Annotated in this window: 21 protein-coding genes, 1 tRNA gene and 2 pseudogenes; 19 read left to right on the top strand and 5 right to left on the bottom strand. The window is 59.9% G+C overall.

Annotation, left to right across the window (positions count from 1 at the left end; genetic code table 11):
• Nucleotides 1-3 precede the first annotated feature (3 nt).
• Entirely contained in the window at nucleotides 4-921 is a 918-nt protein-coding gene (locus NVV94_RS20720) for a LysR family transcriptional regulator (protein ID WP_258444228.1), read from the bottom strand.
• A gap of 124 nt (nucleotides 922-1,045) precedes the next feature.
• Here NVV94_RS20720 and NVV94_RS20715 point away from each other — a divergent pair, with 124 nt between their 5' ends.
• From NVV94_RS20715 to NVV94_RS20690, 6 genes and pseudogenes are all read left to right on the top strand, one after another.
• Entirely contained in the window at nucleotides 1,046-1,804 is a 759-nt protein-coding gene (locus NVV94_RS20715) for a 5-oxoprolinase subunit PxpA (protein WP_258444227.1), read from the top strand.
• Nucleotides 1,805-1,889: 85 nt separating this feature from the next.
• On the top strand, nucleotides 1,890-2,135 hold the full coding sequence (locus tag NVV94_RS20710; protein WP_258444226.1) for an acetyl-CoA carboxylase: 246 nt from the start codon (nucleotides 1,890-1,892) through the stop codon (nucleotides 2,133-2,135).
• A gap of 10 nt (nucleotides 2,136-2,145) precedes the next feature.
• Nucleotides 2,146-3,516 (top strand): acetyl-CoA carboxylase biotin carboxylase subunit, encoded by a 1,371-nt coding sequence (locus NVV94_RS20705; protein ID WP_258444225.1) that lies wholly within the window; start codon nucleotides 2,146-2,148, stop codon nucleotides 3,514-3,516.
• Nucleotides 3,516-4,387, top strand: a pseudogene (locus NVV94_RS20700) (5-oxoprolinase subunit B family protein). Before NVV94_RS20705 ends, NVV94_RS20700 begins: the two are co-directional and overlap by 1 nt.
• Nucleotides 4,384-5,358 (top strand): biotin-dependent carboxyltransferase family protein, encoded by a 975-nt coding sequence (locus NVV94_RS20695; protein ID WP_258444224.1) that lies wholly within the window; start codon nucleotides 4,384-4,386, stop codon nucleotides 5,356-5,358. Before NVV94_RS20700 ends, NVV94_RS20695 begins: the two are co-directional and overlap by 4 nt.
• Nucleotides 5,359-5,472: 114 nt before the next feature.
• Nucleotides 5,473-6,789, top strand: a complete 1,317-nt coding sequence (locus NVV94_RS20690) for a cytosine permease (protein WP_258444223.1) — start codon at nucleotides 5,473-5,475, stop codon at nucleotides 6,787-6,789.
• A gap of 2 nt (nucleotides 6,790-6,791) precedes the next feature.
• Here NVV94_RS20690 and NVV94_RS20685 read toward each other — a convergent pair whose 3' ends face one another.
• Together NVV94_RS20685 and NVV94_RS20680 are read right to left on the bottom strand one after the other, a co-directional pair.
• Complete coding sequence (locus tag NVV94_RS20685) at nucleotides 6,792-7,970, bottom strand: ATP-binding protein (protein WP_258444222.1); 1,179 nt, start codon at nucleotides 7,968-7,970, stop codon at nucleotides 6,792-6,794.
• 130 nt (nucleotides 7,971-8,100) lie between these two features.
• Nucleotides 8,101-9,177, bottom strand: a complete 1,077-nt coding sequence (locus NVV94_RS20680; RefSeq protein WP_258444221.1) for a diguanylate cyclase — start codon at nucleotides 9,175-9,177, stop codon at nucleotides 8,101-8,103.
• 332 nt (nucleotides 9,178-9,509) lie between these two features.
• On the opposite strand from NVV94_RS20680, the gene NVV94_RS20675 reads away from it, so the two are divergent.
• Together NVV94_RS20675 and NVV94_RS20670 are read left to right on the top strand one after the other, a co-directional pair.
• Nucleotides 9,510-10,595, top strand: coding sequence for an MBL fold metallo-hydrolase (locus NVV94_RS20675; RefSeq protein WP_408733426.1), 1,086 nt, complete (start codon nucleotides 9,510-9,512; stop codon nucleotides 10,593-10,595).
• A gap of 112 nt (nucleotides 10,596-10,707) precedes the next feature.
• Nucleotides 10,708-11,700 carry a diaminopimelate epimerase gene (locus NVV94_RS20670; protein ID WP_258444219.1) on the top strand — a complete coding sequence of 331 codons (993 nt, stop codon included), beginning with the start codon at nucleotides 10,708-10,710 and terminating at the stop codon, nucleotides 11,698-11,700.
• A gap of 58 nt (nucleotides 11,701-11,758) precedes the next feature.
• Here NVV94_RS20670 and NVV94_RS20665 read toward each other — a convergent pair whose 3' ends face one another.
• On the bottom strand, nucleotides 11,759-12,232 hold the full coding sequence (locus NVV94_RS20665) for a hypothetical protein (RefSeq protein ID WP_258444218.1): 474 nt from the start codon (nucleotides 12,230-12,232) through the stop codon (nucleotides 11,759-11,761).
• A 122-nt stretch (nucleotides 12,233-12,354) separates the two neighbouring features.
• Between NVV94_RS20665 and NVV94_RS20660 the strand changes: the two genes are divergently transcribed.
• The 8 genes and pseudogenes from NVV94_RS20660 to NVV94_RS20625 all read left to right on the top strand — a co-directional run bounded on the left by NVV94_RS20660 (nucleotide 12,355) and on the right by NVV94_RS20625 (nucleotide 16,784).
• Entirely contained in the window at nucleotides 12,355-13,422 is a 1,068-nt protein-coding gene (locus NVV94_RS20660; RefSeq protein WP_258444217.1) for a M4 family metallopeptidase, read from the top strand.
• Nucleotides 13,423-13,446: 24 nt separating this feature from the next.
• Complete coding sequence (locus NVV94_RS20655) at nucleotides 13,447-13,746, top strand: protealysin inhibitor emfourin (protein WP_258444216.1); 300 nt, start codon at nucleotides 13,447-13,449, stop codon at nucleotides 13,744-13,746.
• A gap of 48 nt (nucleotides 13,747-13,794) precedes the next feature.
• Nucleotides 13,795-13,871 (top strand) — tRNA-Val (locus NVV94_RS20650).
• A 215-nt stretch (nucleotides 13,872-14,086) separates the two neighbouring features.
• Complete coding sequence (locus tag NVV94_RS20645; RefSeq protein WP_258444215.1) at nucleotides 14,087-14,779, top strand: UPF0149 family protein; 693 nt, start codon at nucleotides 14,087-14,089, stop codon at nucleotides 14,777-14,779.
• A gap of 165 nt (nucleotides 14,780-14,944) precedes the next feature.
• Nucleotides 14,945-15,613 carry a YecA family protein gene (locus NVV94_RS20640; RefSeq protein ID WP_258444214.1) on the top strand — a complete coding sequence of 223 codons (669 nt, stop codon included), beginning with the start codon at nucleotides 14,945-14,947 and terminating at the stop codon, nucleotides 15,611-15,613.
• Between the two features lie 66 nt (nucleotides 15,614-15,679).
• Nucleotides 15,680-15,919 (top strand): type II toxin-antitoxin system RelB/DinJ family antitoxin, encoded by a 240-nt coding sequence (locus NVV94_RS20635; protein ID WP_258444213.1) that lies wholly within the window; start codon nucleotides 15,680-15,682, stop codon nucleotides 15,917-15,919.
• A pseudogene (locus tag NVV94_RS20630) lies at nucleotides 15,909-15,986 on the top strand (type II toxin-antitoxin system mRNA interferase toxin, RelE/StbE family); the annotation flags it as partial. The gene NVV94_RS20635 and the pseudogene NVV94_RS20630, both read left to right, overlap by 11 nt.
• A gap of 108 nt (nucleotides 15,987-16,094) precedes the next feature.
• Nucleotides 16,095-16,784 carry a DUF6933 domain-containing protein gene (locus NVV94_RS20625; RefSeq protein ID WP_258444212.1) on the top strand — a complete coding sequence of 230 codons (690 nt, stop codon included), beginning with the start codon at nucleotides 16,095-16,097 and terminating at the stop codon, nucleotides 16,782-16,784.
• An 8-nt stretch (nucleotides 16,785-16,792) separates the two neighbouring features.
• Here NVV94_RS20625 and NVV94_RS20620 read toward each other — a convergent pair whose 3' ends face one another.
• Entirely contained in the window at nucleotides 16,793-17,815 is a 1,023-nt protein-coding gene (locus tag NVV94_RS20620; RefSeq protein ID WP_258447765.1) for a YhcG family protein, read from the bottom strand.
• Between NVV94_RS20620 and NVV94_RS20615 the strand changes: the two genes are divergently transcribed.
• From NVV94_RS20615 to NVV94_RS20605, 3 genes are all read left to right on the top strand, one after another.
• A complete protein-coding gene (locus NVV94_RS20615) occupies nucleotides 17,814-18,275 on the top strand; it encodes a hypothetical protein (protein WP_258447845.1) in 462 nt (153 codons plus the stop codon). The two genes, NVV94_RS20620 and NVV94_RS20615, sit on opposite strands and share 2 nt — an antisense overlap.
• A 12-nt stretch (nucleotides 18,276-18,287) precedes the next feature.
• The gene (locus tag NVV94_RS20610) at nucleotides 18,288-18,701 is read left to right on the top strand and encodes a CBS domain-containing protein (RefSeq protein ID WP_258444211.1); all 414 of its coding nucleotides are present in this window, start codon (nucleotides 18,288-18,290) and stop codon (nucleotides 18,699-18,701) included.
• Between the two features lie 402 nt (nucleotides 18,702-19,103).
• Nucleotides 19,104-21,041, top strand: coding sequence for an FAD-dependent oxidoreductase (locus NVV94_RS20605; RefSeq protein WP_258444210.1), 1,938 nt, complete (start codon nucleotides 19,104-19,106; stop codon nucleotides 21,039-21,041).
• Nucleotides 21,042-21,115: the final 74 nt, after the last annotated feature.

Genomic DNA, 21,115 nt, shown 5'->3' with positions numbered 1-21,115 from the left:
CGCTCAGCGCCGCGCCGACAATTGCTGCGGAGTCAGGAAGGCGTCGTGGAAGTAGTCGCGAAAAGCCTGCATGGCCGGGGTGAAGGCATGTTCCCGATGCCAGGCCAGGCCAACGCTCATGGGCGTGACCGGGTCGGTCAGGCCTACGGTTTCGATGCGCTTGCCTTCCAGCGACCAGGGCCGGTGGACCAGGTCCGACAGTATGGCGACGCCGCTGCCATTGGCGACCATGCTGCGCACCGCCTCCACGGAACTCGTCCGCACCCGCACCGAGGGCTGTTGCCCGGCCTGTTCCCAATAACGCATGGCGCTCTGCTCGGCTTCATCGACCGTGAGCAGGATATAGGGCTCGCGGGCCACGTCCGCCAGGGTAACCGCCGAGCGCTCGCACAGGGGGTGGTGGCTGGGCAGCCAGAGCCTGCGCTCGGAGTTGAACAGGGTTTCGGAGACGATGTCCGGGTGGGTCAGGTTGGCAGTGAGCACCACGGCCATGTCGTAACGATTCTCCAGCAGGCCTTGCTCGATGGCCCGCCGCTCCTGTTCGTGGACTTCAATGGTTACATCCGGGTGCCAGTGGTCCAGGCGCTGCAAGTGGTGCGGCAGGAAATAGCCGATCACCGTGTAACTGGCCGCGACCCGCAGCAGGCCGCTGGCACGGAAGTCCGGCAGGGGGCTGTTCAGCGCATCGTCGACGCTGCGCAGGATGACGCAGGCGCGGTTGAGAAAGTGCCGCCCGGCGTCGGTCAGGCTCATGCCCTGGGCCGAGCGCGAGAACAGCAGCGTCCCGAGCAAACCTTCGAGTTCCTTGATCGCCGTGGTCACCGCCGACTGGGAGATGTTCAGGTGAATGGCGGCCTGGGAAATCTGACCGATCTCGGCGGTGGCGACGAAATAGCGGACCTGACGCAGGGTAAGAGACATGGGAATCCTGAGCGCTTGGGTATCTGTTTTTCAGAACGTTGGCTATCTGATAATAGATCTTCCCAAGGGGGCAAGGGAATTCTAATTTAGGTTCCACGCACCAATGACGTGGAGACAACCACCAATGCAAGCAGTCGATTTCAATTCGGACATGGGCGAAGGCTTCGGCCCCTGGACCATCGGCGATGGCGTTGACGAGCAACTGATGGGTTACATCAGCTCGGCCAACATCGCTACCGGCTTTCATGCCGGCGACCCCAGCACCATGCGCCGCACCGTTGAACAGGCCAAGCGCCTGGGCGTGGCCATCGGCGCTCATCCGGGCTTTCGCGACCTGGTCGGTTTCGGCCGCCGCCATATCAATGCGCCGGCCCAGGAACTGGTCGACGACATGCTCTACCAACTCGGTGCCCTGCGCGAGATCGCCCGGATCCAGGGCATGAACCTGCAACACATCAAACCCCACGGTGCGCTGTACATGCACCTGGCGCGCGACGAGGCCGCTGCCCGGCTGTTCGTCGAAACCCTGCACCGGCTTGACCCGACGCTGTTGCTCTATTGCATGCCGAACTCGGCCACCTGGCGCGTCGCCAGGGAGATCGGCCATCCGGTGATCCGCGAGTTCTACGCCGACCGCGATTATGACCTTAGCGGCTCGATCGTCTTCACCCGCCACGTTGGCGCGCTGGATCCGGCCAAGGTCGCCGCGAAGGTGCTGCGAGCCTGCCAACAGGGGCGGGTGCAGACCGTCGAAGGCGAAGAGATTGCCATCGAATTTGATTCGATCTGCCTGCACAGCGACACCCCCGGCGCCCTGGCCCTGGTCGAGGCTACCCGCGCCGCGCTGGACCAGGCTGGCATCGAGGTGCGCGCCCCCCTTTGAACGATGGAGCACCGGGCGCCGAGACGCCGGGATCATAAAAAATTTTTACGCCTGCCTTTCTACAACTATTCCAAGAGGAACTGACATGGCTGAGCAAACCGTATTTACCCCCCTGCCGGGGACCTTCTACCGCCGCGCCACGCCGGACTCGCCGCCCTTTGTCGAAGTCGGCGCGCAGGTCACGGCAGACACCGTGATCGGCCTGATCGAAGTCATGAAGCAGTTCTCCGAGCTGACGGCCGGTGTCGCCGGCCGGGTGAGCGCGTTTCTGGTGGAAGACGGTGACCCGGTCGAACCGGGCCAGATCGTCGCCACGCTTGACGGCCAGTGAGGAGGCGACCATGAGCCAGGCAATCAAGAAACTGCTGGTCGCCAACCGCGGCGAGATCGCCGTGCGGATCATTCGCGCGGCCAAGGCCCTGGGCATTCCGACGGTGGCCGCCTGCAGCGAGGCCGATGTCGATTCGATGGCCGCGCAGCTGGCCGACGAAGTCCAGGTACTGGGCCCGGCCCGCGCCGATCGCAGCTACCTCAATACCCAGGCCCTGCTCGACGCTTTGCAGGCCAGTGGCGCCAACGCGGTGCACCCCGGTTATGGCTTTCTTTCCGAGAACGCTGACTTTGCCGATGCGGTGCAGGCGGCTGGGGCGATTTTCGTCGGCCCCAGCGCCCAGACTATTCGCCGCATGGGCGACAAGGCCGAAGCGCGGCGTACCGCCCAGCAAGCCGGCGTGCCGGTGGTGCCGGGTTCGCCCGGTGAATTGCAGGATGTGCAGGCGGCGCTCGCGGCGACCGAATCAGTCGGTTATCCGCTGCTGATCAAGGCCAGTGCCGGCGGCGGTGGACGCGGCATTCGTCTGGCGCAGAATGCCGAGGAACTGGCCGAGGAATTCCCCCGCGCCCAACGCGAAGCCCTGGCGGCGTTCGGCAATGGTGGCGTTTACCTTGAGCGCTTCATCCGCCAGGCCCGACACATCGAAGTGCAGGTGCTTGGCGACGGCCAGCACGCGGTGCACCTGTTCGAGCGCGAATGCTCGTTGCAGCGGCGTCGCCAGAAGATTTTCGAAGAAGCGCCATCGCCGGCCCTGAACCCGGCGCAACGCGAAGCCCTGTGCAGCAGCGCGGTGCGCTTGACCCAAGCGCTGGGCTACAAGGGCGCTGGCACCCTGGAGTACCTCTTCGATGACGTCAGCGGTGAATTCTTCTTCATCGAGATGAACACCCGGATCCAGGTCGAGCACCCCATCAGCGAGATGATCACCGGTATCGATCTGGTCCAGGCCATGCTGCGTATCGCCGGTGGCGAGCCGCTCGGCTTACGTCAGAGCGACATCGTGCTCAACGGTGCGGCGCTGGAAATGCGCCTGAATGCCGAAGACCCGGCCCGGGACTTTTTCCCCAGCCCCGGCCTGGTCGAGCAACTGAACTGGCCGCAAGGCGAGGGCGTGCGGGTCGACAGTCATCTGTTCGCAGGCTACCGCGTACCGCCTTACTATGATTCGTTGCTGGCCAAATTGATCGTTCATGGCTGTGATCGCAACCAGGCGCTGGCGCGAGCCCGCGAGGCGGTGGCCGCAACCACCCTGACGGGCATGGCGACTACCTTGCCCTTGCACGCCGAACTGCTTGAACAGCCCTGGCTGCAGAGCGCCGAGTTCAACACCGGCACACTGGAAACCTGGTTGGCCGAGCGCCGCAGCGGAGAGAAGTGATGAGCCAGCCCATTCGTTACAGCTTTGGTGCCGATGAGCACCTGTTTGCCGAAGTCTCCGACAGTATGTCGCTGGAGGCCTTCTTTCGCGGCATGGCCATCACCCGGGCACTGGAAAAGCTCGAGCTCGAAGGCGTGCTCGACATCTGCCTGGCCAACGCGTCCTTTCAGGTGCGTTTCGACCCGGATCGCATCGCCCCCCACGCCTTGCTCGAAGCGGTGCAGGCGGTCGAGGCCAAGGCCGTCGCCGAGCGGCGGATCCAGACCCGGATCATCGAAGTGCCGGTGCTCTACAACGACCCCTGGACCTTTGAGACCCTGTGCGTTTTCGCGACCGCCATCAGGACCCGTCGGCAACCGACCTCGAATATGCCGCGCGCATCAATGGCCTGGCCGATGTCGAGGCGTTTATCCAGGCGCACAGCGGCGCGCCCTGGTTCGTGTCCATGGTCGGCTTCGTCGCGGGCCTGCCGTTCATGTTCCAGATGGTCGAGCGCGAGCGGCAGTTGCAGGTGCCCAAGTACCTGCGCCCGCGCACCGACACGCCCAAGTTGACCCTGGGCCACGGCGGCTGTTTCGGCTGCATTTATTCGGTGCGCGGCGCCGGTGGCTACCAGATGTTCGGCGTCACCCCGGCACCGATCTACGATCCGTCCCAGAGCCTGGCCTACCTGAAGGAGCACATGGTGTTCTTCCGGCCCGGCGACATCGTTCAGTTCAAGCCGATTGATCGTGCCACCTACGACCAGGCCGTGGCCGATGTCGAAGCCGGCAGCTTCGACCTGCGGATTCGTCCGGTCGAGTTCTCGCTGGATGCGTTTCTGGCCGACCCGCAGGGCTATCCCAAGACGTTGCAGGAGGTACTGGCATGATCAAGGTACTCAAACCCGGCCTGGCCACTTCGGTGCAGGACCTGGGCCGCGAAGGTTACTACCACCTCGGCATCCCGCCATCCGGGGCGCTTGATCAATACGCGCTGAGCGCCGCCAATTGCCTGGTCGGCAACCCGGTGGGCGCGGCTGCGCTGGAATGCACCTTGCTCGGCCCGGAACTGGAATTCAACGTCGACGCCCTGGTGGCCGTCAGCGGCGCCCACATGGCCGCGCGCCTGGACGGCGTGCAGATGCCGCACGACACCGCGTTTGCAGTACGCGCAGGTCAAGTGCTGCGCTTCGATTTCCCGAAGATCGGCGCCCGGACCTATATCGCCGTGGCCGGTGGCATCGACGTGCCGCTGGTGCTGGGCAGTCGCTCGACCTATGCCCTGGGTGCCCTGGGGGGTTATCAAGGGCGTCGCCTGGCTGCCGGTGACGAGTTGCCCATCGGTGAGCCGAGCGGGCAGGGCAAGGTCGGTGCAAGCCTGCCAATGGCGCTGCGTCAGGCGCTGGGTGGCGAGATCGAACTGCGGGTCGTGCCGGGGCTGTACTACGACCGCCTGCTGCCGACGGCGGCCAAGAGCTTCTTCGCCGAACCCTGGACGGTCGGCTCCGAGGCAGACCGCATCGGCTATCGCTTCAAGGGCGGCAGCGCACTGCAGTTCCAGCCGCGCGAGCAGCCGTTCGGTGCCGGTTCCGACCCTTCGAACATCGTCGACAGCTGCTACCCGATCGGCTCGATCCAGGTGCCGGCAGGCCTGGAGCCGATCGTCCTGCACCGCGATGCGGTGTCCGGCGGTGGCTACGCGATGATCGGTACGGTGATCAGCGCCGACCTGGACCTGATCGGCCAGATGCAGCCGAATCAGAAGGCGCACTTCGTCGAAGTCACCCTCGAGGATGCATTGCTGGCTCGCCAGCACTACAAGAAGAAGCTCAAACGCATGAGCGAGTTGTTCATTTCCTGATCCTGTCGTTCCCATTGCGCGGGCAAGCCCTTGCCCGCACGCCACCGCAGTGTCTCGGTGCGTTGGCGGCTGCCCGCGTTCCTTGCTTTCTCATTCGCTTTGGAGTTCATGCAAATGGCAGGTCTATCGCAATCTCGCAACGCTGAACACGATCCAGCCAGTGTCCCGGTTCCTCAGGCCGGGCGCATGGGGCGGCTGTCACTGACCATGGCCTGGTGGGCGGTGTGCAGCGCCATGTTCTACATCGTCGTCGGCGCGTCCCTGGGCCTTGCCTATGGCACGGCCAACGCCTTGATCGGCATGCTGCTCTCGGTCGTGAGCTACGGGCTGATCAACGCGGTCATCAGTCGTTACGCCATCCGCACAGGCGAGTCGGTAGCGCTGTTTTCCCGGCGCTTGTTCGGCAACAGCGGCGCGTGTCTGGCGACCTTGATCTTCTTCACCACGGCGATCTATTACGCGGTGTTCGAAGGGTCGGTCATCGCCGTGGCGGTCAACCATCTCTACCCGGAGGTGGCCTACCCAGTGGCCGCGCTGATCGTGGTGCTCTATAGCGTGCCGTTGATCCTTGGCAGCGTGCAGCGCTGGCTGGACAAGTTCAATGGCGTGCTGCTGCCGATCTACCTCGGTGGCCTGCTGCTGGCGGTGGGGCTGTCGATCGCTCGCTACGGCTACCAGCCTCAATGGCTGGAATTCGGCCCACAAACGCCGGTGGCCTACGGTTGGTGGCACTGCTTCACGGCCTACATGGGTGTCTGGGTGCTGATGCTGTTCACCTTCGACTACGCGCGCTTCGGCAAGCCTGAAGACGCCGAGTACCACGGCCGTTGGAACTTCGGCATGCCGTTCTACCTGGTGACCTTTCTGCTCAATGGCGCGGCGGGGATCTACCTGGTCAGCAGCATCCCGCACGATGGGGCGTTGAACGAAGTCTCGGTGGTCATGGCCATCCTGCAATTGATGGGCGTGGGCGGGTTGTTGTTCGTCTGGGCCACGCAAACACGGATCAACACGGCCAACTATTACCTGGCGACCCTGAACATGCAGGCGTTTTTCGCGCGCTTCGGTCTGCGCTTTTCGTACCTGGCCTGGGCCGTGGTGGTGGGGGCGATCGTTTATGCGCTGATGCTCGCCGACGTCTTCGCCTACCTGCTCAAGGCCCTGGGGTATCAGGGGATCTTCGTGGTGGCGTGGGTCGGGGTGGCGCTGGCGCAGATCATCGGCGGTCGTGGCGACGCGCCATTGCGCGAGGTGAACTTCAATCCGGTCGGATTGGTGGCGTGGTTCGGTGGCACGGCACTGGGGCTGGGGTTGATGATGAGCGAGGGCCTGCTGGCGAGTTTTTCCGCACCCTTGACCGGGTTGTTGGCCTTCGTGCTGCAATGGGGGCTTGCTCAAGGTGCGCGGCAGCGGGTGGCGGCTGCCGGTTGAGTTCAGGCCAATGGCAACCTGAAGCTGAACAAGGTGCCGGCTTCGGCGCTGGACAGGACTTCCATGCGCCCGCCGTGGGCCAGGGCGATCTGGTTGGCGATATACAGGCCCAGGCCCAGCCCGCGCTGCGGGTTGCCGCCGGGCGGGCGCGAGAATGGCTGGAACAACTGTGCCAGGATCTCTGGGGCGATCGGCGGGCCTTGATTGTGTACGCCCAGGACAAAGACGTTTTCCTGGATGTCAGCACTGACCTCCACCGGGCCGTCGGGTTCACCATGGAGAAGGGCGTTGGCCAGCAGGTTGGAAAACAGTTGGGTGACGCGTTCACGGTCGCAACGAAGATCCCCAAGATCGCCAATGCGCAAGTGAATCACCCGTTGCGGGTGAACGCGCTGGAGTTCCGCTACCCCATGCTGGAGCGCTGTGGCCAGTTCCGGGCAAGGCTGTACGTTGACGGTGATGCCGTCACCGAGCCTGCCCCGGGCAAAGTCGAGCACGTCTTCGACCAGGTGCGCGGCGCGGCGGCCACTGGTGAGGATGTTCTGGATGATCGCCCGGGACTTTTCATCGGTAGCCTTGCGCAAGAGCAATTCGGCCCCGGCCGAAATGGCGAACAGGGGGTTGCGCAGGTCATGGCCGAGCACGGCGATGAATTGCTCGCGCAGTTCGGCGATTTCCCGTTCCTTTTGCAGGGCGGCTTCGGTGAGTTGGAAGTTTTCTTCGCTTTGGATCTGAATCGACAGCAGTCGGGCGAAAGACTCCATCATGGGGCGGATGGCACTGTTCTTGAGCTGGGCCGGCAGCGGGTCAAGGGCGCAGATGGTGCCGAAAAAACTGCCATCGACGCGAAACACCGGCACCGAGATATAGCTCTCGAAGTTATAGATACGCGGTGTGTTGTGCTGGCAGTACTGCTCATCGACGCTGGCCTGGTCGATCACGATGGTTTCGTGGGTCGCGCGGATTTCATGGCACAGGGTAGTCGCCATATCCAACTCGCCGCCTGCGCTCAAGCCAAACCCCAGCGTGTCGAGCACCGCGCAGGCGGTCCAGGTACTCTCGGTGACGCGCGCCAGGGCAGCAAAACGCATACCGGTGGTTTCGCAGATCACCTGAAGAATGGCCGGGACGGCATTGATTCGTCTAATGGTGGCTATGTCGGCGTTGACGTCTTTGCCCATGTTTCGTCCACTTGCAAGCAGGCGTACGTGCGCCCATGACATTCAAGTCTAGCGAGCAACCGAGGGCGTCGGTCGGGGAATTACTTTACGGCTCACCCCGAGCGACCAGCGGTTTGCGGCTGGCCCAGGATCATTCGGGGTAGGCGACGGCAAAGCGAACCGGGTCGGCCGGGGCGAAATTGACTTTGTCGCGACCGCTGTTCTTGGCGGCATAGAGCGCCTTGTCGGCCTCGTTGAGCCAGGCAGCGGGGTCGGCAAACTCATTGCGGCAGGAGGCCAGACCGATGCTCAAGCTGACCCGCAACTCAGGCAGTTGCTCATTGCGGTAGTTGCTGATCGACTGGCGCAGGCGCTCCATGATCTCGATGGCCTGGCTCAGCGTGCTGTAGGGCAGGATCACGCAGAACTCGTCACCGCCATAACGGCCGGCCAGGTCGTTCTCGCGCAGGTTCCTTTTCAGCTCGGCACTCAGCTGGCGCAGCACGCAGTCGCCGACGATATGCCCATAGCTGTCGTTGATTTGCTTGAAATGGTCGATATCGATGACGGCGATCACCGCTTCGCAGCGCTCCTGCCGGCATTTGTGGAACTTCAGGTGCAGCAGGTCCTTCCACGAACCATGGTTGAGCAGGCCCGTCAGGCTGTCGGTGAGGCTCAGGGCCCTGAGGGTGCGCTTATGTTCGGAGAGTTTGATCGCCAGGCCGTAGCAGACCGAGCCCACTGCGAGCGGGTACAGCGTTAACATTGGCAGACAGGCATAGATCTGCAGCGGCGTGGCGTTCAATTCAAGGCCGGGGCCGAGCAAGGTTATTGAAACCAGCATACCGGTGCCTTGCGCGAGAAGACCTTGAACAAGCAGACGATGGCCACCGGCGGCAACGTTGTTCATGGCCATCATCGAAAGAATGGTCACCGTGGGCAGTGGGTTGAACTGCATGGTCGCCGCCCAGAACCCGCCCAGCAGCGAGTCATAGATCAGGTTACGGCGTTCGGCCTGGTAAGGTTCCCGGGCGCGGCTGGACAGTCGATAGGCAAGGTGCGGCCAGGCCAGACCGTTGAAAAAAAGCAGCGCCCAGACCCAGCCTGGCAAATCCAGCGGGTAGATGGCCGCCAGCACACTGAGCAGGCCGATAGCCAGCCCGACAATGCGCGGCAGGTAAATCCGTTTGGCAAACGAGAGCCCTTTGCCGATCCTGTTTTCCGTCATCCTGAGTACCAGTCACGTGTTCTCTCCCCCCCTATCGTTATTGGGTGGTGAGGGAGTTGCCGTTTATCACGCTCTTATCACGCTCTTTATCGCGCTCTTTATCGCATAAATGGCATGAATATTGTGATCATTATTTCGACGATGAAGAGTGGCCTTGCAGGCCATTCCAGGGTTTGAACAAACCGCTATGGCCCCGCGATCCTGCATGAGCGTGCAACTCCTGCAGCGAAAGCGGGAGGTGCATATCATCATTTTTTGTCACGCTTAATGACTTTGCTTAATCAGGTGTAGGGGTATTCTCTAAGTTATCCACCAAATCATTCCTGGGCTGTATGAAAACCACCCTGACTCTGGGAGTACTCATGGCTCAATCATCCTTGCATGCAGACCCGGCGCCACAATCTTCGCAACGGCACGAGGGGCGCTATCGCAACCTGGCTGCCTTGCCTCAGCACGGGTTTCTGAAGAAGCTGCATATCGGCATCAAGTTCCTGTTCCTGAGCCGGCCGCCCGACACACGCCCCGCAGGCCCTATCCCCTTGCAGGCGCTGACGCGCGAGCAGTTGCTGGCCGCACCGGACAACAGCCTCTGGCGTCTGGGGCACTCCACGGTATTGCTCAAGCTGCGTGAGCGTTTCATCCTGACCGACCCGGTGTTCTCCGAGCGCGCCTCACCCGTGCAGTGGGTCGGCCCACGGCGTTTTCACCAGCCGCCGCTGAGCATCGATGAGCTGCCGCCGCTGACGGCCGTGATCCTGTCCCATGACCATTACGATCACCTCGACGAACAGACGGTGGTGAAACTGGCGGCCAAGACCGAACATTTTCTGGCGCCGCTGGGCGTGGGCGACACCTTGATCCGCTGGGGCGTACCTGCCGCCAAGGTGCGCCAACTGGACTGGTGGCAAACCACCGAGATCGACGGCAGCCGCTTCGTGGCCACGCCTTCACAGCACTTTTCCGGTCGCGGGTTGTTCGACAGCAATAGCACGCTATGGGCGTCCTGGGTCATTATCGACAATGATCTGCGGGTGTTTTTCAGTGGTGACAGCGGCTATTTCGACGGTTTCAAACAGATCGGCGAGCAGTACGGTCCGTTCGACGTGACACTGATGGAAACCGGTGCCTATAACATCAACTGGCCCAACGTGCACATGCAACCCGAGCAAAGCCTGCAAGCCCACCTCGACTTGCGCGGGCGCTGGTTGCTGCCGATTCACAACGGTACCTTCAACTTGTCGACCCATAGCTGGCACGAGCCCTTCGACCGGATCGTCGCTCTGGCGACGGCGCAGGGCATTGCCATCAGCACCCCGCAAATGGGCGAGACGGTGAATGTGCGCCAGCCCCATGCGGGGCAGAAGTGGTGGTTGGCTGTGGAACAACCGAACAGTGTGGCCGTTGCCGGGCCTATGTAACCTTTTGGACTGTTGCAGGACGGTTTACTCGCGCTTCTCCCTGGTTGAACGACACGCTCTGCGTGAGAATGCCGATCCAGGCGCTCTGCGTCGCAGCCACAGCGAGCACTCAATGACCACCCTCTACGACGCACGCGGCAATATCTACGCAGTGGTCTCGCCACACCACCTGCGCGAACTAGGCATTGCTCTGCCCGAGACTGCCGCTCAGGCAGCACTCACCCGTAGGCAATGGGCCCCGCCGGCCATCGCAGCCTGCTGCGACTGGCCCGAAGGCAGCAGACCGCAAGGCGCCAAAGCTCACCGCAGCGATGGCCTGCTGGTCGGCCTCTTCCAGGACAAAGCCCCCTTCGACCTATTGATCGTCAACACCGACGGCAGCCTCGCCGAGCGCAGCGGCAATGGGTTGACCATCTTCGCCCAGGCCCTCACCGATCAAGGTCTGACTGACCCGAATGAAGCCTTTGCGCTACGCGTCCATCATGACAAGACCGACTCGCCATCACCGGTTGCAACTTACCTGGAACCCGCTGTACTCAACGGCACCCTGGGCTTCTGGCTCGACCTCGGCACACCTACCTTCGGCCCCGGGGCCGTTGGCGCTCAGGCTGGGCGGGTGACTGAAACGCGTCCAACCAGCCAGGTACAACGCCTGGCCCAACTTGACCCGCGCTGGGACCGCAGCGTGTTCGTGCGCATCGGCAATCCGCATTGCGTCAGTCTGCTGGCTGACCCCAATGAATTGCCCGATATGAACCAGCTTCGTGCCAAGCCGTTGCATGACAGTTTGACCCGGATTGCCTTCGCCAGTGATAGCGGGCTGGGGGAGGGCGACCCATGCCCCGCCGGCGTGAACCTGCAGTGGGCTGCGCTTGAACGCGAAGGTTTGATCGCTGCCAGGGTGTTCGAGCGCGGGGAAGGGCCGACAGAGTCTTCGGGCACCAGTGCCAGCGCCGTGGCCTGTGCTGCCTGGTTGACCGGTCTGGTGAAGGCGGGCACGGTACAGGTGCGGATGCCGGGTGGTACGGCGCCGGTTCGTTTGCAGGAAAGCGAAGGAAAGCTTGAGCGGGTGAGCCTATTTGGGACTGCGCAACGAATGGCATAGCCTGTAGGAGCTGGCTTGCCAGCGATTGGGCCGGTGCAGGCAATATCAAACCTTCTTGCTAGCGTTTCGGTCTGCGCCCCAGCGCCACCTCGCGGCTCACCCAGGCGATCAGCGGTGAGCCGATCAGGGTGGGCAGCAGCCAAGGCCACGGGGCGGCCAAGCCGCTGACTCCGGTCAAGGTTGCCCAATTGATTACCAGCAGCGCCGTGCACAGGGCGATGTACGAGCCCCCCTGGCCGGCCAGATGGAACTTCAACCACCCCTTCCAACGCACCTTGGCCGCGACATAGCCCATCAAGGCCAGCGCGTAGGAACCCACGGCTACCCCCAGCAGCCAGCCGATGCGCTCCCAGCTCAACAACGCCAGCGCGCCGGCCGTTACGCAAACTCCGAGCATGACCCAGTGATACCACTCCCCGGCAAAGGTATGCAGGCCGGGGCGTTTGCGCGCTTGCATGGCCAGCGGCCCGAGCACCAGGCCGATGCCGCCCAAGAGGATATGCGCCACCAGGATCGGGGTTGTCACTGCCATGTTCGCGTCCGAAAGTCGTAAATTGCATCAGCGTAGGTCAGATACCGGTAGAACGCTGCGCCAACCGCTGAACCCTCGAGCGGCTAAGCTTTGAGCAAAGCCCACTCCAGGGAGGGTCGACCATGTGTTCACGCAATCCGCTGCATTGCATCGTGCCGCCCTACATCATCGAGCGCCTCGCCCTGTCCGACGACCCGCAGGTTCGCTCCCAGGCCATCGCCAACCTCAAGGCCGGCTCGAGCTTTCGCGCCACCCGCGAGAGCGCCCAGGCCATGCCCGGCCTGATGGCCGTGATGTCGCCCAAGCGAACCCTGCATCGCCTCGTCTATACCGCCAACACCAGCGGCCAGCTGCCTGGTGACCTGGCCCGTGCCGAGGGGCAATCCGAGTCGGGTGACCCCGCCGTGGACGAAGCCTACGACGGTGCCGGAATAACCTACGCCTTCTATGACAAGTTGTTCCAGCGCAACTCCCTGGACGACAACGGCATGACCCTGATCTCGACCGTGCACGTGAAGCGGTTCGATTACCGCACCCGAACCTACGTCCCCATGGACAATGCCTTCTGGAATGGCACTCAGATGGCCTACGGCGACGGTGCAGGGATTTGGTCGCAGCGCTTCACGCGCTCACTGGAGGTCATCGGCCACGAACTGACCCACGGCGTGCAGTCCTTTACCAGCAACCTCAATTACTACGGCCAATCCGGTGCGTTGAACGAGCACTTCGCCGATGTATTCGGCATTCTGGTGCGCCAGTGGCACAACAACGAACCGGCCAGCACCGCCAGCTGGCTGATTGGCGCCGACGTACTGGTACCCGCCCCGACCCGGCGAGGCATCCGCGACATGGAATTCCCCGGGACTGCCTTTGCGGACGATCCTTACCTTGGCGACGACCCGCAGCCGGACCATATGTCGAAATACGTCAGCGGTTCCGGCGACAACGGCGGCGTACATTACAACTCCGGGATTCCGAACCGGGCCTTCGTGCTGGTGGCCAAGGCATTGGGCGCAAACGCCTGGGACGTGGCCGGTCGGATTTGGTACGAAACCATGCTACAACTGAATGCCAACAGCCAGTTTCAACACTGCGCCGAAATCAGCGTCCAGGTCGCCGGCGCCCGCTACGGGGCCCCCGCTAAAAAAGCGGTCAAGGCGGCGTGGAAGAAGGTCGGGATCAACGTGTAGGTATCACTACAGCGAGGTCACCCCATGAAAATCCAGTTCCAGGAAACGGGAGGATTCGTCGGCATCGTCAAAGTGTGCAAGCTGGACACCGATGCCCTGGCGCAGGATGAAGCGCAAACAGTCAAACGCATGGTTCGCGAAAGCGGCATCAGCGCTTCAGGTACGCACCTGTGCGAAACGGCGCGGGACATGCAGCAATACGAGATCATCATCGACGACGGTGGGGAAATTGCGGTGACCTACGACGACCAGAATGTGCCGGAATCGGCGTGGGAACTGGTCGGCTATCTTAAAGACCGTGCCAGCCCGAAACATCGGGGTTGATCCCGAAGTTGACACCCCTATTAAATTCCGTAGAATGCCGCCCACAGCAGGCACGTAGCTCAGTTGGTTAGAGCACCACCTTGACATGGTGGGGGTCGTTGGTTCGAGTCCAATCGCGCCTACCAAACAAAATCCGCTCTGCTGGGCGGTGTAGAAAAGGGCGATCCGAGAGGGTCGCCCTTTTTTGTTGTCTGCATTTTTGTGGGGTGGCATAAATTGCTGCGCCCGCTTTGCGCTCGACCGCAAAGCGGGCGCAGGATCTCAAGAGCGCCAGAGCCTCTACGTCCTTCTGATATTCTTCCCAGCTGTGTGCAGTATCCAACCAACCGAGTACCACCCCATGGCCTACACCATCAGCAACCAACCGCTGACCCTCGCCCAGTACAACTTCATCCAGGACCAACTGGACCTGCACGCCGGCGAAACCGCCGTTCGCACCATCTCGGAAATGGACGGCTACTTCACCGCTATCGTCTCCTACATCGACGACATCCATTTCAACGACTGGTACGCCGCATTCTGGGGTGGCGCCGAGTTCTTGCCGAAGTGGAAAAGCGAGCAGGTCTACCAGCGTTTCTTCGACCTGCTGATCCAACACATGAACCAGGTCGCGATGATGCTGGTGGATTACCCGGATGACTTCTCGCCAATCTTCAACGAAGCCGAAGACCGGGATGGCCTCGATGTGGAAGACTGGTGCCTGGGCTATCAACGCGGGGTCAGTGTTGCAGGCGGCTGGGGCGACATGCCTGAACATGAGAAGGGTTTGCTTAACCTGATCACCATGCACACCTTGGGCATGGACGTGATCGGAAGTGGAACTGACGACCCGGAGCAAGCGATCAGTACCGAAGAAGCCTTCATCGAAGTGCTCAAGGTAGCCGCTGTAGGCCTTCATCAATACTGGGCCCAACTGCGTCCGGACTCAAAAGCAGCCAACCACGAGCCCGTACGGGCCGAACCCAAGGTAGGCCGCAACGACCCATGCCCATGCGGCAGCGGCAAGAAGTACAAGCAGTGCTGCATGCGCTGACACGGGTCCCTCCTCGTGCCCCACGCTCTCCGCGTGGGCACGCATCGGCAGATGCTCTGCGTCGTGGCCCCCGATAAAACCCGCCAGTTCAATCTCTCTTTTCAATACCGCGCCATGCGCTGACTGCGTAAAATCCCCCCACTTTTCATACACAGGCCCACCGACATGCAAGTTTCAGATTTCGAACCCCTGGATAACGAAGAATTGCAGAAGGTGGACGACGTGCTGATGAAGCACGGCAACGACGATGCCATCCAGAACGCCTCTGAACTGGACGGCTTCTTCACCGCCATCGTCTCCGGCCCGGTCATGGTCATGCCAAGCCAATGGATGCCGGCAATCTGGGGCGGTAAAGATAAAGAGCCCAAGTGGAGCAACCCTGCCCAGGCTGACAGGTTCTACAAACTACTCATGCGTCACCTCAACTCCCTCGCCGCGGAGCTGATGGAATCGCCCGAAACCTTCGAAGCGGTGTTCCTGGAAAACCGCGAAAGCGGCAATGGCGAAATGATCGTTGACGAGTGGTGCATCGGCTACATGCGCGGCGTGGCACTGGGTGGCGGTTGGCAAGGCTTGCCGGCAGAGCAGGCCGCCCAATTGGAGGCCATTGCCCTGCACGGTGTGCAAGAGAACTTCGCGCAGGTAGAAGAGCTGAGTGCCGAAGACCTTCAGGCATCGATCGACGCCATCGAGCCTGCGGTGTTGGCACTGCACGCCTACTACCTGGTGCAACGCACGCCACAGACCGTCCGCACACGCGACGAGCGGGTAGGACGCAATGACCCTTGCCCGTGTGGTAGTGGGAAGAAGTTCAAGCAGTGCTGCTTGCACTGAGCCGGTTTGCGAGAAAGTCTCAGCACTGCTGAGACTTTGGCTTGTTTTTACAGCGAGACTTCAGTCATGGCTTCCATCAATATCCGTATCGACGACGAGCTTAAAGCCCGTGCTTATCGTGAGCTGGAACGGCTCGGCGTTACCCCTTCAGAACTTATGCGCCAAGCTTTGCAGTATGTGGCTGAGCGCGGCCAGTTGCCGTTTCGTCCGGTATTGATGACCGAGGACGATGAGGCCTTGATCGCCACCGTGCGTGAGCGTCTGTCAGCCCCCCAGCGCGTGAAGGTTGCGGTGAATGATCTATAGCCTTGAATTCGATGCACGGGCACTGAAAGAATGGCACAAGCTGGGTGATACCGTCCGCCAGCAGCTGACAAGTGTCAAAGGCATTGCGAGGCAACAGTATGAGATATCGTGGGTGGAAGAAAGCGTAGGTTGAATCGTTGTATTAACTGCCTGAACCTTGGATCAAGGTCCCTCAATGCTCATCTTCAACTGCACCCAAGCCGCCACCGACTTCTTCACTCGCGTGCACAAGGGTAAGAAAGTCACCCCCGTGCAAAACCCGCCCTTTGCCCGGATAGAGGACGACGCCGCTGCGATGGTCCGGGATGGCATCGATGCAGCGCAGGCAGACCAGTGGCTGCTCCACGCCGCCGTTATACGGCGAAAGCACGTGTTGGTCGCCATCCACCTCGACACCCGATACATGATGTTCTTCAGCGATATGAAGAAGGCCAATGTCGAAGCCTTCCTGAACGATTTTTGCCAGCGCTGGATGGAAGGAATGTTCAAGCTTGCCATGCGCAATGGCGTGCTCGACTGGGTCGAAATGCCCACCGCGGGTGAGCAGTTCATGGCGTTTACCAGCCAGTTCGTCATGTTCAAGCGTGGCGAGCGCAGTGCCCAGAGTCATATCAACGAAGCGCTCTGGGTATTCAAGGATATCGTCCATGAATCGGACTGTTTGCCGCCCGATGAGTATGCGGTTGCCAGTTTCGACGCTGACATGAACAAGATGCTGCGCTCCAGCCAAGTCCACAAGGGAGAGTACTTCTACCCGGAAGAGGAAATGCTGGCCCGGTGGCTGCAGAAATTCTGCGGGGTTACCGATGCGGGTGTCGCCAAGTTCAGGGAGCAACGGAGTGCATTGATGCGGCAACGTTATTAAGCGTCGCGCTAGCACCCCTCTACCACATTCATCGCATAAAATTCATGCAGCTTCGCCTGCAGCAACTGCTTGTCCGGCAACCGGGTCTGATACTCGGCAATCAGCGCCGGCGACAGTGAGCGATTCAACGCGTACTCGACCACTTCATCCTCCTTGCTGGCACACAACAGCACGCCAATCGCCGGGTTCTCATGGGGTTTTCGCTCATCACGGTCCAGGGCTTCAAGGTAAAAGCCCAGTTTGCCCAGATATTCGGGCTCGAAGCGCCCGACTTTCAGCTCGATCGCGACCAGGCAATTGAGGCTGCGATGGAAAAACAACAGATCCAGCGCGAAATCCCGCCCACCAACCTGCAACGGATACTCCGAACCGACAAAGCAGAAGTCACGGCCCAATTCGCTCAAAAAGTCCTTCAGCCGAAGCACCAAGCCCCGGTGCAGATCGGCCTCAACGTGGCCGCTAGGGAGGTCGAGGAATTCGACCATGTAGGCGTCTTTGAAGATACTTAGGGCAGATGGTTGAGATTGTCTCAGCACTGCCGAGACTTTTGCCGGTTGGGTAACGGTGCGTTCGAACAGCGCCGATTTGAACTGGCGCTCAAGCTCTCGGCTTGACCACTTTTCCTGAATTGCCATCCGCAGGTAGAACTCACGCTCTTCAGCCCGTTTACTCTGGCTGAGGATGATCAGGGTTTGGGTCCAGGGCAATTGTGTCAGCAGCGCTGACACTTTTTCCTCACCTCGATAAGCCTCATAGAACTGTCGCATGCGAAACAGATTGCGACGGGTAAAACCGCGTAAACCCGGTTGGGTGTGTGCCAGGTAGTCGGCGAGCTGATCAACAACCCCTTCACCCCATTCAGCCCGCTCAATCTTGAGGCTGATGTAGGCACCTACCTGCCAGTAGAGCTCGATCAGTTGCGTATTGACCGTCTGTACCGCCCGCTGACGAGCTTGCGTGATCAATTGAGCGACTGCTGCGAATCCGCTTTCAACAGCGTCTGTGGTTGTACTGGGAGGGGAGTTGCTCATGTCGTGGCCTCGCTTCGAAACAGTGCTGGAAGCGGCGGACAATACGGAGCCTGTTTGGGGCTGTCGAGGCAACGAAAGGCTGGTTTTTCGAGTCTCAGACAACCTACAGCGATGTTCTGATTTTCTCACTGAAGGCTCTAGAACGCACTTTTCGGGAGACTGCACTGTTCTGAAAATTACTGCAGACGAAGCGGCCTACAGCTATCAAGCGAATAATCTGGTGATCAAAGAAGAACTCGCCCAATTCAGCCAAGAAATGGGGGACTTTGTGAGAGGTGCTGAGCAATCCCGTGGTTTTATGATGAAGCTGATAGCTGACGGCCAAGCCCCCAAGGCCCCGGTGATCGGATATTTGCACAGCGATGGCGACAGCCGTCCGGTCAGAACCTTGAACCATGCTCCTCTGCGTCAGGTCGCAATAAATAGGCACACCGCACTGCCTGTCCTTTCACCTGCGTAAAGGAGAGATTTTATGAAAATCGCTGAAGTAATGACCCGCGACGTCAAGACGGCCAGGCCCGACCAAACCATTCAGGAAGCTGCAAACCTGATGGCGCAGATCGATAGTGGAGCAATCCTGGTCAACGATCAGGATCGGTTGGTGGGCATGGTCACCGACCGCGATATAGCCATAAGAGCCGTCGCCAACGGGCTGGATGGTGCCACGCCGATTCGCAAGGTCATGAGTAACGATGTCCGCTATTGCTATGAGGATGAAGAGGTCGAGGATGTCGCGCAAAACATGGCTGATGTTCAAATGCGTCGCCTGCCCGTATTAAGCCGTGCGAAGCGCCTCGTGGGCGTGGTTTCCCTGGGCAATATCGCAAGCGCCCGCAACGAGCATGCAAGTGCCACGGTCTTGCGTGGTGTTGCGAAAGCGCACTGAGCATTTTAAGCAGGGGGTTTAGGAAGCCGGCGAGTCGGCGCTGTCTCGCCGGGTTCAATTTTTCAACAAACTCATGGAGCCGCTACCGTAGGCTCGGTGCGCCGCTGAGGCCCAAAGGACCTCTGAGCACCCGAGACCATTGCAATAAATTCTGTAGCCGTGGTCCGATAAGAAAAGTCCTGCAGCAGAAGAACACTTTTCATTCTAAAAGCGTTCGCCGAAATGGCTTGCCAAGTAAGTTGCCTGATAACACTTGAAACGACGAGCATCAATTCAGGCTTTGCAATGAGCACACCGGACATCTAGAAAGATTGCAGCTCACAACGAGGCAGTACCGCGTTTTTGTGCGCTGAAGCTAAATCGGTAATGGTTAGCCTTTTCTAGTGACAAGGAGTGTCAAATATGACTATCGGAACGTCATATAACTACCCAGCAGAATTTTCAACGAATTTGTTGGTTCAACCAGTTTCAAACTGGGCTGGGAGGTTCCCAAATCCGCCGGATTTGTGTTTTGACTATCGCAAGTTATTGGAACTCCCATCCGGCCTTGCGAGCGCCACTCAAAAAAACCATAAAATCTGCATCGTCGGCGCCGGTGTTACTGGCTTGACTGCCGCACGGGAATTACTGCGTTGTGGTTTTACTGAGATTACGCTTATCGAACAGTCGAGGAGGGTAGGCGGCAGGCATCTCACCGTGGTCGCCAATCGACAAAACAATGTTGCCTCAACTCCATTCGAAATGGGTGCCATGCGCATGCCCTTCTTCAACAGAACCGGAGAGGACCCAAAAGAGGGCAGGTCGTTGATGGCTTATTATGCCCAACTATTTGACCTGAAAATTTCAGACTTCCCAAATCCGGGCACTCAGTGGGTCTCGTCTACAGGCATTTACCTTCAGGAAGGAAATCTCGAAGGTCATGGCGAACCGAGAATGCTGATCTGGAACAACAGCACCGGTGATTCGCCACCCCCAACCGAAGTGCTCCAGCGTGTCTATGGTAAATGGCACAGCTTTGCCAAACGAATGACCGAGCATGTGGCGGCCGCCTACGGGGGCAGCGAGTGGGAAGCCATGTGGGCCGCCATCGTTGAAAACTACCAAGGGCTTTCATTTCGCGACTTGGTCAGCCTCGCCCCTGTCACCGAATGGTCCGAGCAAGCCCCTGGAAACTTCGGTGGCTTGGGTATGTCGCCCGAAGAGTCCGCCATTTTCTACTCCATCGGCATCGGTGACGGCAGCTGGGGCGCATTTTACGATGTCTGCAGCTTGTACCCGTTACGAACAGCAATTTTCGGTTTCAGTAGTCATCTGCAATTGGTGCATGGCCGCGTCGACGTCCAGGGCGCCCCGTTGGATGCTCCTTACCTGACAGCCGATGCGGTTTACGATAGCAATGGCGTGAAGTTTCAGAAGCCTGCCTATTTGGGGCTTGCGGCCCTCGATGAGTGCCTGCTGTTTCTGGATATCGATGGCGTCGGCAAATCCTTTTATGAGCATTGCCGTGAGAGAGGGGCGGGGCTGATCACCGATTCGCCGGTCACGAAAATCACCAAGCTGGACAACCAGAAAACGCGGGTCCATTTCGATTGGCATATGAGCGACCCACGGACGACACAAGCCTTAAGCGAAGATTTCGACTCGGTGATCGTGACGCTTCCCTCATGGATTATCGAAACCAAGATCCAGTTGGAAAATTTCACTGCTGAAATGCTGCCCTACACGATAATCAATGCCTACAAGACAGCGCACTGGGAAACCAGCTGCAAGATATATGCACCTCTCAAGAAAAGCTTTCTGTCGAAAAACAAAACGATTCCTCAGATCATGGTGACGGATAGCTTTGTGCATGATGTATACGCCTATCGCTATAGCGATAATTATGCCTATGACTGCATATTGCTTAGCTATACATGGGAGGACGATGCCACCAAGCTTGCAGCGTTTACGGATCGGGAACTGGTCGTCAAGTGTGTGAGGGAGCTTGATCGAATTCTGATGCGATGCACCAATATTCAGATGCCAATCTCTCCCTACATTGATATGGAACACACGGTAGTGCAAAGATGGATTACCGACAAAAATGCACTGGGTTGCGCAAAGCTTTACCGAGCTGGAACCTACTACGAGGCGGTGAGCCTGATGAAGTACAACCGAGATTACGGCAGCCGGTCTGGTCTATATTTTACGGGCGAATCCTTCTCGGTGGATGCAGGATGGACAGAACCCTCTCTGAGAAGCGCCCTAGATGCGGTGATAAATATTTGCGATAAAACCGGTGCGCAGTTCAATGGAGGTTTTTCAATGGAGGTTTACCCGGAATATAAGTTGAAACCTTAAACAGGTACTGGCCAACTGTTGTAGATACCGTCTTGCCCCTTCCCGGGCAAGCGCTATCTTTGGGGTAAATGGCG

The sequence above is a fragment of the Pseudomonas sp. LS1212 genome (assembly GCF_024741815.1).
In the GTDB taxonomy this organism is placed as follows: Bacteria; Pseudomonadota; Gammaproteobacteria; order Pseudomonadales; family Pseudomonadaceae; genus Aquipseudomonas.
This window is presented reverse-complemented; position numbering and strand designations above follow the sequence as displayed.